Annotated in this window: 13 protein-coding genes and 1 pseudogene; 10 read left to right on the forward strand and 4 right to left on the reverse strand. The window is 26.9% G+C overall.

What is annotated here, in order from left to right; all coding sequences use genetic code 11:
- Positions 1 to 19: 19 nt before the first annotated feature.
- On the reverse strand, positions 20 to 1192 hold the full coding sequence (coaBC, locus tag LRB30_RS02780) for a bifunctional phosphopantothenoylcysteine decarboxylase/phosphopantothenate--cysteine ligase CoaBC (protein WP_231018979.1): 1173 nt from the start codon (positions 1190 to 1192) through the stop codon (positions 20 to 22).
- Positions 1193 to 1308: 116 nt separating this feature from the next.
- Between coaBC and LRB30_RS02785 the strand changes: the two genes are divergently transcribed.
- Genes LRB30_RS02785 through miaA form a run of 9 tightly spaced genes read left to right on the forward strand, consistent with a single transcriptional unit; the run spans position 1309 to position 8682 of the window.
- Positions 1309 to 1461 carry a hypothetical protein gene (locus LRB30_RS02785; protein WP_231014707.1) on the forward strand — a complete coding sequence of 51 codons (153 nt, stop codon included), beginning with the start codon at positions 1309 to 1311 and terminating at the stop codon, positions 1459 to 1461.
- A gap of 60 nt (positions 1462 to 1521) precedes the next feature.
- Complete coding sequence (gene panF / locus LRB30_RS02790; protein WP_231018986.1) at positions 1522 to 2856, forward strand: sodium/pantothenate symporter; 1335 nt, start codon at positions 1522 to 1524, stop codon at positions 2854 to 2856.
- Between the two features lie 9 nt (positions 2857 to 2865).
- Positions 2866 to 3813 carry a pseudouridine synthase family protein gene (locus LRB30_RS02795; RefSeq protein ID WP_231018988.1) on the forward strand — a complete coding sequence of 316 codons (948 nt, stop codon included), beginning with the start codon at positions 2866 to 2868 and terminating at the stop codon, positions 3811 to 3813.
- The gene (locus LRB30_RS02800) at positions 3782 to 4729 is read left to right on the forward strand and encodes a hypothetical protein (protein WP_231014614.1); all 948 of its coding nucleotides are present in this window, start codon (positions 3782 to 3784) and stop codon (positions 4727 to 4729) included. Before LRB30_RS02795 ends, LRB30_RS02800 begins: the two co-directional genes overlap by 32 nt.
- Positions 4719 to 6125, forward strand: coding sequence for a UDP-N-acetylmuramate--L-alanine ligase (murC, locus tag LRB30_RS02805; protein ID WP_231014613.1), 1407 nt, complete (start codon positions 4719 to 4721; stop codon positions 6123 to 6125). The genes LRB30_RS02800 and murC overlap by 11 nt, the downstream gene beginning before the upstream one ends.
- Before the next feature lie 11 nt (positions 6126 to 6136).
- Entirely contained in the window at positions 6137 to 7003 is an 867-nt protein-coding gene (locus LRB30_RS02810) for a YicC/YloC family endoribonuclease (RefSeq protein ID WP_231014612.1), read from the forward strand.
- Complete coding sequence (gene cmk / locus LRB30_RS02815; protein ID WP_231014611.1) at positions 7000 to 7542, forward strand: (d)CMP kinase; 543 nt, start codon at positions 7000 to 7002, stop codon at positions 7540 to 7542. Before LRB30_RS02810 ends, cmk begins: the two co-directional genes overlap by 4 nt.
- Positions 7543 to 7574: 32 nt before the next feature.
- The gene (locus LRB30_RS02820; protein WP_231014610.1) at positions 7575 to 7775 is read left to right on the forward strand and encodes a DNA-directed RNA polymerase subunit omega; all 201 of its coding nucleotides are present in this window, start codon (positions 7575 to 7577) and stop codon (positions 7773 to 7775) included.
- Entirely contained in the window at positions 7762 to 8682 is a 921-nt protein-coding gene (miaA, locus tag LRB30_RS02825; RefSeq protein WP_231019003.1) for a tRNA (adenosine(37)-N6)-dimethylallyltransferase MiaA, read from the forward strand. The genes LRB30_RS02820 and miaA overlap by 14 nt, the downstream gene beginning before the upstream one ends.
- 140 nt (positions 8683 to 8822) lie before the next feature.
- Here the strand turns inward: miaA and LRB30_RS02830 are convergent, their stop codons facing one another.
- Positions 8823 to 9194, reverse strand: coding sequence for a hypothetical protein (locus LRB30_RS02830; RefSeq protein WP_231019008.1), 372 nt, complete (start codon positions 9192 to 9194; stop codon positions 8823 to 8825).
- Positions 9195 to 9274: 80 nt separating this feature from the next.
- Here LRB30_RS02830 and LRB30_RS02835 point away from each other — a divergent pair, with 80 nt between their 5' ends.
- Positions 9275 to 9820, forward strand: coding sequence for a hypothetical protein (locus tag LRB30_RS02835; RefSeq protein WP_231019010.1), 546 nt, complete (start codon positions 9275 to 9277; stop codon positions 9818 to 9820).
- On the opposite strand, the gene LRB30_RS02840 is transcribed toward LRB30_RS02835, so the two are convergent.
- Both LRB30_RS02840 and LRB30_RS02845 read right to left on the reverse strand, forming a co-directional pair.
- Positions 9813 to 10595: a phosphodiester glycosidase family protein gene (locus tag LRB30_RS02840; RefSeq protein ID WP_231019018.1), complete on the reverse strand. Its 783-nt coding sequence runs from the start codon at positions 10593 to 10595 to the stop codon at positions 9813 to 9815. The two genes, LRB30_RS02835 and LRB30_RS02840, sit on opposite strands and share 8 nt — an antisense overlap.
- Positions 10588 to 10842 (reverse strand): annotated as a pseudogene (locus tag LRB30_RS02845) (hypothetical protein); the annotation flags it as partial. The pseudogene LRB30_RS02845 and the gene LRB30_RS02840, both read right to left, overlap by 8 nt.

The raw sequence follows: 10842 nt of genomic DNA on the forward strand, positions 1-10842 counted from the left end.
TTAATAAACCATTAGCATATTAGTATAAAATTTTTAAAATCTCTTTAGCTATTTCTGATTTTTCCATTTCTGGCAATTCTTTTGTCCTTTGTTTATTTATTATATAAACCTTGTTTAAGTTTGAACCAAAATATTTAAGTTCATTTGCAATGATAAAGTTTAAGTTTTTCTTTTTTAATTTTTCTTTAGCTTTTTGAATTAAATTTTTGGAATTCTCAGCGCAAAATCCAATAACAATTTGGTTTTTGAGCTTATTGTGTCCTATGTGTTTGATTATGTCGGGATTTTTTACCAATTTTATATATAATCTGTTGGTTTTGTTTTTTTTAATTTTACTATTGAAAATGCGTTTGGGTTTAAAATCGGCAACAGCTGCAGCTCCAATTATTATTTCAAATTTATTATATATTTTTAGAGCTTCCTTGTACATTTCCATTGCGGTTTTTATTTTTATAATATTGACCCCTTCAGGCTCATTTTCATTGGTTGGTCCTGTAATAATTGTAACGTGAGCTCCTAGTTTGACAGCCTCTTTTGCTAAGCAAAACCCCATTTTTCCCGTTGATGTATTTGAAAAATAGCGGATTGGGTCTATTAATTCTTCAGTTCTGGATGCTGTTATAAGTATTTTTTTGTTTTTTAGGTAATCTTTTTGTTTAAATTCATTCAATATTATTTTTATAATTTTATCTTCATTTTTAAGGCGCCCCAAAGCATTTGATGAGCAAGCCAAAAATCCTTTATCAGGCTCAATGAATTTATAATTATAAGCTTTAAGCTTTTTTATATTTTCTTTTAAAATAGGGTTTGAATACATTATATTATTCATTGCTATTGCAAAATAAGTAGGGGCTGTGCTTGCAGATATTATTGTAGTTAATGCATCATCGGCAATTCCTGATGCAATTTTAGATATTGTGTTGTAAGTAGCAGGAATAATAAGAATTAGATGTGCCCATTTTGCAATTTTTATATGCTCAACCTCATTGTGATCTAAATCCCATAAATTATTAATTATTTTGTTCTTAGAAATGGTTTCTAGAGTTAATGGAGCAATAAATTTGGTTGCATTTTGTGTCATTACAACTTTAACTTTGTATCCTAATTTGACTAAACTAGAAACTATGTAAACTGACTTGTAAGAGGCTATTCCTCCACATATACCAATTAATATATGTTTGTTTTTATTCATATAATATATATTATATAATATGCGTTATATTTGGATTTATAAATTTTAATGTTCTTTTGTTAAGGTTGCTTTAAATGAGAAATAGGATTTTATACGCGGTATTATTGTATGTTTTTATGTTTGTATTGTGGTTTTGTTTTGCCTATTTTATTGACACATCGGCTACTATATTTAATATTCCTTTGTGGTTTTTTTGCTCAGGAATTTTATTCCCCAGTATAAATTTTTTTTTGGTTTGTTTTCTTGTTTTAGTAATTAGTAAAACTTGATACATTATTGATAATTTTTATTTTAAATTTCTTTAAAATAAAAGAAATATAGGTAGATTTTTGTTATTAAATAAATATTTTCTTGCAAATCGAAATATCAATTTTATTGTTATGGCTTTGTTATTTGCTTCTAGCTATATTAGTGCTAGTAGTTTTATTTCTGGTCCTTCTGCTGTTTATAAGTATGGGTTATCTTTTATGTTATTAGCTACCATACAAATTCCTACGACTTTAATTGTTTTTATTATTGTTGGCCAGAAATTAAATCGCGAATCAAAAAAAATTAATGCAATTAATATTATTGATTATATTAGGCATAGATATGAAAGTGATTTTTTGGCGTTAATGAGCGGATTTGTATTGATTTTTTTTTCAATGTTTTTGATTTCTGCCCAATTAATAGGTGGTGCTAAGCTTATAGAAGTTTTTTGGGGTATTGATTATGCAGTTGGTCTTTTGTTTTTTGCCTTATTGGTTTTTATTTATGTATTTTTTGGTGGTTTTAAGGCAGTAGCTTATACGGATTTGATTCAAGTATTTTTAATGCTAGTTTCATCCGTTATTTTGTTTTCCAAGATGCTAGATTTGGGGGGAGGTATTAATAATTTATTCAAAATAGCAACGTCTAGCTTAGATAAAAGCCTTTTACTTCCTTCAAATGTTGATCTAAGCCCCCAATATATAATTTCTTTTTGGATATTAATAGGAATAGGAATATTGGGACAACCTCAGATTATTAATAATTTTATAGCATTTAAAGACGAGAATGCTATAAAATTTTCTCTTCCCATTTCTACTTTTATTATCAGCTTTTTAATTTTTTTAATGCATTTAATAGGGTTTTTTGCTATTATTCTTTTTCCAGATTTAAATCAAAATGATAAAGTTGTTTTAAATGTAGCTTTAAAAGTTTTAAGTCCTTTTTATTGTTTTATGTTTTTTATGGGTCTTTTATCTGCAATAATGTCTACAGTAGATTCAAATTTACTTCTAATGACATCTGTTTTAATAAAGTCAATATTTATTTATAAAAAAGATTTGAAAGAAGATGTAAAGGTTGGCAGAGTGATAATGATTTCTAATATTTTTTTTATTTTAATAATACTTATATTTTCTCTATTTCCTCCCAATTTTTTATTCTTCGTTAATATTTTTGCTTTTGGAGCTTTGGAAGTTTCATTTTTTTCTATTATTGTTTTTGGACTTTATTTAAATTTTGTAAGCAAAATAGCCGCTTTTGCTTCTATGTTTTTGGGCTTAATATTTTATTTGTCCATTTTATTTTTTAGTTTAAATATTTGGTTTTTTCACCCCGTTTTTCCATCATTTTTTGTTTCTATATTTACATTTTTAATAGTTAATTTTTTTTGTAAAAAAAATAGTAAGGTTTGTTAGGGATATTTTTTGCGTTTTGATAAATATATTGTTTTAGATGTACTTGCTAATGATAATGGCAAGCGACTAGATTCAATTTTAATTAAAATTTTAAATTTATCTAAAGCTTTGATAATAAAACATATTAGAAAGGGTGATATTAGGCTAAATGGTCTAAAAGCAGATTTTTCATGTAGAGTTTGCAAAGGCGATAAAATTTATTTGTATAAATCTTTAGCCCAAAGTTTGAATTTGACTACGGATGAATGCTTTAAAGACAATATTGATTTTCAATATATTAAAAAAAGAATAATTTATGAAGACAGCAATTTGCTTGTTTTGGATAAGCAAAGAGGCATTTTAGTTCATGGAGGTAAAAATTCTCTTGATTTTTTAGTAAATGCTTATCTTTTAAGTCAAAATTTAAGATCTCTAAGCTTTAAGCCTTCGGCAGTTCATAGGCTTGATAGGAATACTTCTGGTATTATTATTTTTGCAAAAAATATAAATGCTGCAAGAAAGTTAAGTGCGGCATTTAGTGGTGGATCTATAATTAAAAAATATTTTGCAATCCTTTTGGGTGAGGTTAAATCAACTATTGTTTATAAAAATCATTTATTTAGAAATAAAAGGTTGAAAAAAACTTTTGTTTTAGAGAATAAAGGAGATATTAATGCAATTACAAAGGTTAATCCAATATTATCTTTCAAAAGAGCTACTCTTGCCGAGATTGTTATTGAAACAGGCTTTACTCATCAAATAAGGTCTCAGTGTTCCTTTAACAATCATCCTTTAATTAATGACAAGAAATACTGTGATAAATTCAAGAAAAGCGATTACTTTTTACATGCTTTTTTGGTAAAATTTAATGGGACGTTCTTTAAAAAGAATGAATTTTACTCTAAGCCCAGTTTAGAATTTTTAAAGCAAGTAAAAGATATTTTTAATGTCTATGAATTTTCAGAGTTTTTTAAGTGATTTTTTTTTAAAAAAAATATTAAGCAAGGTTAAAAACTTTGCAACTAGCATTAAACATAAATTTGTTAGAGTTAAGGTATATGCATTAGTAGGATCTGCTGGAACTGGTAAGAGTTTTAGATCGCATTTGGTAGCAGATAAATATTCAATACCTTTAATCATTGATGATGGTGTTTTAATTAAAAACATGAAAATTATTGCTGGAAGTTCTGCCAAGTTTGAAGATAATGTTTTTAAAGCGGTAAAGCGATCTGTATTTGAAGATGATGCTCATTGTAGAGAAATGCTTGAGGTGCTTGCAAAAGAAGAATTTAATAAAATATTAATATTAGGAACAAGTCTTAAAATGATAGATAAAATAATTTCAAGACTTTTGTTGCCAAATGTTTTTAAGACTATTTATATAACAGATGTTTCAACCAGACAGGAAATAGAAAAAGCAAGGATTTCAAGGCAAATGGGGGAGCATGTTGTGCCAGCAGCTGCTTTTGAAATAACGTCTATTAGGCCCAATTTGCTATTAAACTCAATTAAAGTTTTTTTTAAAAGCGGATGGTTTTTTGCTAGGAAGAAAAATTATATTCGATCTGTTGTAAGGCCTCATTTTCATGAAGAAGGTGTTTTATCTATTTCTAAGAGAGCTGTAAAGCAAATTATTGAACATTGTGTTTCTGAGTATGATAGAAGTTATATTGTTTATGATCTTAAAATCAGAAAAGATGGAAACAATTACCTTTTTAAGCTATTTTTAAACATTCCTCTTGGAAATAACTTGCTTAATAATACAGAAATGCTTAGAACCTATATTATTACGAATGTACTTAAGTATACAATAATTAATATATTATCTATTGATATAGTTATACATAAATTTTATGACAAAAAAGATTATTTAGAAGAGAGTTATGAAGATTGATTTTGACGATTTGAATAATATTTTTTTTGTAGGAATAAAAGGAAGTGGAACTTGTTCTCTGGCTTGTTTTTTGAATTCAAAAGGGTATTGTGTAGAAGGGGTAGATGTTCCTGATAAATTTCATACCGATGAAATTTTAAGTAATAATAAAATATCTTATTATGAGAATATTTACGAGTTTTCATTAAAAGAGCTTGATAGGCTTTTTGATTTAATAGTATATTCTTCAGCCTATGATAAGGATAGCTTGCAAGTTTTGCTTGAGGCAAAAGAGTTGAATATACCTATTTTATCTTATCCTGAGGTTCTTGGTGAGCTTTCTAGAAAGTACTATAGCATTGGAATTGCAGGCTCTCATGGCAAAACTACTACTACGACATTTTTAGGTATTCTTTTTGACAAATTAGGATTAAATCCTAATGTTATTGTGGGGTCAAGTGTTAAAGATTTTGAAGGTAATTCTGCAATAGCAGGTATTAGTAATATTTTTATTGTTGAGACTTGTGAGTATAAAAAACATTTTTTGAATTTTAACCCCAATGTGCTTATTTTAACTAATGTTGACTACGAACATGTTGATTTTTTTAAAAATTATGAGGCTCTTGAAGACGCTTTTTTACAGTATATTAATAATTTAAAGAAAAATGGAATATTAATAATTAATTCTGATGATAATAATTTGCTTAAAATTAAAAGCCAAATCAACAGAAAAGATATAAGTATTTTTAGCTATGGATCTGGAGATTTATCTGATTTTCAAATAAGTAATATTTCAGTTAAGAGTGAATATTTTTGTTTTTCTTTTTTAGGCTTGTTAAACGTTGAGCTTAAGACAGTTTTATTTCATAATGTATTAAATTTTTCAGCGGCACTTTTGGCTTTAAATCTTTTTTTAGAAAGTAGTGGAAAATCAATTTTTGATTTTGAAGAAACAGTAAAGAGAATTGCAAAAAATTATAGTGGTATAAAAAGAAGGGTTGAAGTTGTTAAAGAGGAAAATGGAGTGATTTACATGGACGATTATGCTCATCATCCTAGGGAAATTAAAAATACACTTTTTGGTATTAAAAATTTTTATAAGAACAAACGTATAATTTTGGATTTTATGCCCCACACCTTTACAAGAACAAAGGAATTTTTTGCTGATTTTGTTGAAGTTCTAAGTGCTGCTGATATATTAATTTTGCACAATATATATCTTTCAAATAGAGAAAATTTTAATCCAGATGAACTTTCTGTTAGATTGTTTTTAAATATTAAAAAAATAAATAAAAATACTTATTTTTTTAAAGATGTTAAAGACTCTATTAATTTTATAAAAAATTTATTAATATCGGGAGACTTATTTATTACAATGGGCGCTGGAAATAATTTTATTTTACATGATTTTCTGTAAGGGTGTTTATAGTGAAAAGCATGACGGGATTTTTTTATTTGGAAAAGATAATTGGTAACTATATGTTTAGTGTTAATTTAAAATCCTATAATGGAAAGTTTTTAGAATTTAAATTTAGGTTGCCAGAAATTTTTTCTGGTTATGATCTTGATATAAGAAATTTGATTTCAAAATATATTAGCAGAGGCAATGTTTTTTTAAATGTAGGATATAAAGAATTGGTTCCTCGTGTGAATTTTACAGTTAATCCTAATTATATTGAGGCTATTTCTAGACTTAGAGATTCTTTGGCACATACCAATCTTAATATTAAAAACGAGCTAAGTTTGGGCGATTTTTTATCATTAAAGGGAGCTTTGATAATTGATGAGGACAGTGAACATCAAGAAGAGATTTATGGTTTGTTCAAGGGTGTTTTAGAAGAGGCCTTATTAAATTACAATAATGGAAGAAGTTTTGAAGGAGAAAATACTAAGTCAGACATAGTGTCAACCCTTGTGTTAATAGAGCGAGATCTTAAAATTGTTAAAGATGCTTGCAGTGATATAAATGTCAGATTATTTGCAAGCATTAAAGAAAATATTTCTAAATTAATGGATGAATTTAGAGATTTAAATATTGCAGAAGAGGCAGCTAAAATGGCAATTCGTCTGGACATCAATGAAGAGATCATGCGCTTAGATTCTCATATAGAAACTTTTTATAAAAATCTTGAATATGAGATATGTGGCAAAGTTCTTGAATTTATTTCTCAAGAAATGCACAGAGAAATAACAACCATGAGTAATAAGGCGGTTGATCTTGATATTAAGAATTTGATTTTAAATATGAAGTTAAATTTAGAAAAAATAAAAGAGCAAATAAGGAATGTTGAATGAAAATAGCGCTTTCTGGTAAGAGTGGTTGTGGCAATACTACTGTAAGCGGGATGATTGCCAAACATTACGGTCTTGAATTTATTAATTATACTTTTCATGATATTGCAAGAGAGCATAATATTCCTTTTTCAGAGTTTTATGAAAAAGAGATAATAGGAAGAAATGATTATTATTGGGATAGATATCTTGATAATAGATTGTCTGTGCTTTCTAAAAAGAATAATACAGTGTTTGCATCTCGTCTTGCTATTTGGATTTCTAAGAGTGCTGATTTAAAAATATATCTTTATGCTAAAATGGAAGTTAGAGCTGAGAGAATAATGACTAGAGAGGGAGGCATGTATTCTGATGTTTTAAGCAGTACTTTTAGTAGAGATGAAAATGATAAAAAAAGATATTTAGCTATTTACAATATAGATATTGATGATTATTCTTCAGAGACCGATTTAGTGATTGATGTTACAAATATTAACCCAAATGAGGTTTTTGAATTAATTAGAGATGAAATTGATAAAAGAAACTTGAAAAAAATTAGCTAAACTTATTAATATGTTAGTGTATAGGAGATTAAATGACTAAAGTGCCTTTAAAAAAAATACAAGATTTTGATGGAAATTTTTATGAACTTGTTGTTGCAACTATAATGCGTACAGAGCAAATCATAGACAATATTTCTTTAGCAGAACATGCTATTTTTGATGATAAAATATTAGGACAAGCTTTTAATGACGTTTTAACTGGTAAATTTAGCTATTCAATTGAAGGAAGATAGAATAGTTTTTATTTTTGGCCCTACAGCTGTGGGCAAAAGCAATATTTTGTTTCATTTTCCAAAAGATAAAGCAGAAATTATTAATGTTGACTCTATTCAAGTATATAAAGAGTTTGATATAGCTTCTTCAAAGCCAAGTAAAAATTTAATGAAACATATAAAGCATCATTTAGTAGATTTTTTAGATCCTGAAAAGGAATATACTATTGGAATTTTTTACGAACAGGCTTTAAAAATAGTAAAAGAAATAAGACAGAAAAAAAAAATTCCTATATTTGTAGGAGGTACCGCTTTTTATTTTAAGCATTTAAAGGATGGATTTCCTTCAACACCCTTGGTTACTTCTGAAATAAGAATTTATGTAAACAATCTTTTAGAGCTTAAGGGTAAATCTTATCTTTTAAAAGAATTAAAAAATGTAGATCCCATCAGATTTAATATGTTAAATAAGAATGATATTTATCGCATTAAAAGATCACTTGAGGTTTATTATCAAGCAGGAATTCCTATCAGCCAATTTAAAAAAAAACAAAATGGCGAATTTAAAAATATTGTGGCTATAGGCCTTAAGAGATCTTTTGAGGATTTGAAAACTAGAATATCAATAAGAATTAATGAAATGCTCAATAGTGGATTACTTTCTGAGATTAAAGGTTTATTTAGTAAGGGTTACAATGAAAATACTCCAGCTTTTAAAGGGATAGGCTATAATGAGTTTTTATTATGGAAAAGTAGACCTTGGTATGGTTTAAATGATATAATAAGTTTAATAAACAAAAATTCGTTTTTATATGCAAAAAGGCAAATGACCTTTTTTGCCAAAATTTCTGATGTTTTATGGCTTCATCCAGAGGATGATTTAGATGACATTTTGAATTTAATTTTTAAGGTTGATAAGGAGATTTAGGGGTGCCTTGCGGAAGAAAAAGAAAATTAAAAAAAATTTCTACCCATAAAAGGAAGAAAAAAAGAAGAAAAAATAGACATAAGAAAAAAAATAAGTAATTTATTGCATTGATCGGACTTTTGTCCGGTTATGCAGTAAAGCTATTTAGAATGTTCAATTATTAGATTATTGACTATATTTATGTCTTTGCTAAAGATGTATCTTTTAGTTCCCCTGTAGTTGACTAGGATCCAATTTCCTTCAATTCCATAGCGCTCTGTTTTTTCTAGTGTTTTTTCAATTTTTACAACCTCATCTTTTCTGAGTAGAATTGCGTAATCATAATCCAATTCGCTATTTTTCTTAGTGCTTTTACTAAGAAAAGCATAATCTTTTATTATTATGCCCATTTTATTGTTAAAACCAAGAATACTGCTTTTGGGCAAATTTAATTTTTGAATGAGAGGAATTTTATTATTTTTATTGCAAGCCAAAAGAATTAAGGATATTAAATATAATGTTTTTGTATTCATAATTTCCTTGATTTTTTATATACTACTTTAGTGTGTTACTATAATAATATAGTATTTTTTAGAATTTTTAAGGATTGTTAATGAAGAAATATCTTTTTTTTATTTTATTTCTCATCTCTTCTAATAATTTAATTGTTTCTTATCCACTTTCTTTTGGTGGAGGTTTTTCTTATCAATTTACTAATTATACTGATAAAACAGGTGCCAATAAATTTACTTCAAATTTTACTAGAGTAGATCATGGGATTAATTTAAATTTGTTTTTTGATGCAAATTATGTACTTTTTGAAATGTCTTACAAAGAGGCTTTTGTTATGACTCACAATGGAAGATATTTCTCGCTTGGGCTTTATGGAACATATCCAATGGTTTTCAAAGAGCAGGTTAGAATGCTTTTCCCATTGATTGGGCTTAAATATGCTTTTGATTTGGGCTCTAATAACTTCAATCTCTTTTTTTTAAGCATGGGGCTTGCTGCTGATCTTTTTATTCCCGATCTTGATGGTTTATATATTAGGCCTTTGTTTATGCTTTCTATTTCTCCATTTTCTAATTATAAAAATTTTTCTGGGTTAACAACTGAGATTATGCTTGGATTTAATATTGGTTGGAAATTTTTCAATTAGGAAGTTTTATTCCTAAATGAAATGGGACAGATCTTTCCTGTCCAAAGATGTTTGCAGTAAAGTTTAATTTGTAAGGGGCGTTATTTGATTTTACAACAAGGGTGCTTGAGCCTCCTCCATCTAGATTAATGGCATTAGTCATACCATATCTTAATGCAAAATCAATAGCTTCATTAAGAGAAGCTCCTTTGCTATTATTGACACCTCTTCCTTCTATTGTAACAAGAAATAAATGTTTATTATTTTTATCAGTTCCTATTATTGTTCTTGGGTGCTTTGTTTCTTTGAAATTTTTTTTATACTTTCCGTTTTTGATTAAAACAAAAAATCCGCTAAATCCATAATCACAGTTTTCTATTTCGTCTTCTTTGGGATTTAATATAATTTTATTGTGTTTTATTACAATCTCTCCGTAATTATTTATTTGTTTTGAAATCATTTTTTTATTATATATGTATAGTCCTTTTGGGAAAAACATGTTTTGTTTGACTTCGTATGGACTTGTGTTAATTGCAATGTCAACATTATTAGAAATTAAGAAATGGCTTGTTGTTTGGCCTTGAAAGAAGTAATTATTTAGCTTTTTGTCGTAAATAGGTTTTGATATGGTAAATTTTAGATCTTTATTTTCAATTTTCACTAGAACATAATTGCTGTTCATGAAATTATCTCTAATAATCTTGTATTTGGCTTTTTTGGTGATTGATTTGGATAGCATTAGTCCTGATGAAATGCTTAAAATCAATACTAGCAGTGTTAATATTTTTTTATTCATTTCTTTTTATTTTATAAGAATAAATGCTTTTGGGATAGTTTTTTAGTATAAGGGTTTTAATTTTAGTGGCTAATTTTTCATTTTTAAATTTTATAAGACTAAATATTTGATAAATTATTTTGACATCTATATTTTTTTCGTTATTTAAAATTTTTTTAATTTCTTCTTCATTAATATTATCTTCATTTATTCTTAATTTTAGCGAAATGATTTCGTTTTTTATTTTTTTATTTTTGATCTTTTTTGG

It is taken from the genome of Borreliella americana, assembly GCF_021043605.1.
Taxonomy (GTDB): domain Bacteria; phylum Spirochaetota; class Spirochaetia; order Borreliales; family Borreliaceae; genus Borreliella; species Borreliella americana.

Excerpts from the sequence above, each read along its gene's own strand:
- coaBC (WP_231018979.1), bottom strand. The coding sequence starts at position 1,192 with ATGAATAAAAACAAACATATATTAATTGGTATATGTGGAGGAATAGCC.
- LRB30_RS02835 (WP_231019010.1), top strand. The coding sequence starts at position 9,275 with ATGAAGAAATATCTTTTTTTTATTTTATTTCTCATCTCTTCTAATAAT.
- murC (WP_231014613.1), top strand. The coding sequence starts at position 4,719 with ATGAAGATTGATTTTGACGATTTGAATAATATTTTTTTTGTAGGAATA.
- LRB30_RS02830 (WP_231019008.1), bottom strand. The coding sequence starts at position 9,194 with ATGAATACAAAAACATTATATTTAATATCCTTAATTCTTTTGGCTTGC.
- LRB30_RS02820 (WP_231014610.1), top strand. The coding sequence starts at position 7,575 with ATGACTAAAGTGCCTTTAAAAAAAATACAAGATTTTGATGGAAATTTT.
- LRB30_RS02840 (WP_231019018.1), bottom strand. The coding sequence starts at position 10,595 with ATGAATAAAAAAATATTAACACTGCTAGTATTGATTTTAAGCATTTCA.
- LRB30_RS02800 (WP_231014614.1), top strand. The coding sequence starts at position 3,782 with ATGTCTATGAATTTTCAGAGTTTTTTAAGTGATTTTTTTTTAAAAAAA.
- LRB30_RS02785 (WP_231014707.1), top strand. The coding sequence starts at position 1,309 with ATGTTTGTATTGTGGTTTTGTTTTGCCTATTTTATTGACACATCGGCT.
- cmk (WP_231014611.1), top strand. The coding sequence starts at position 7,000 with ATGAAAATAGCGCTTTCTGGTAAGAGTGGTTGTGGCAATACTACTGTA.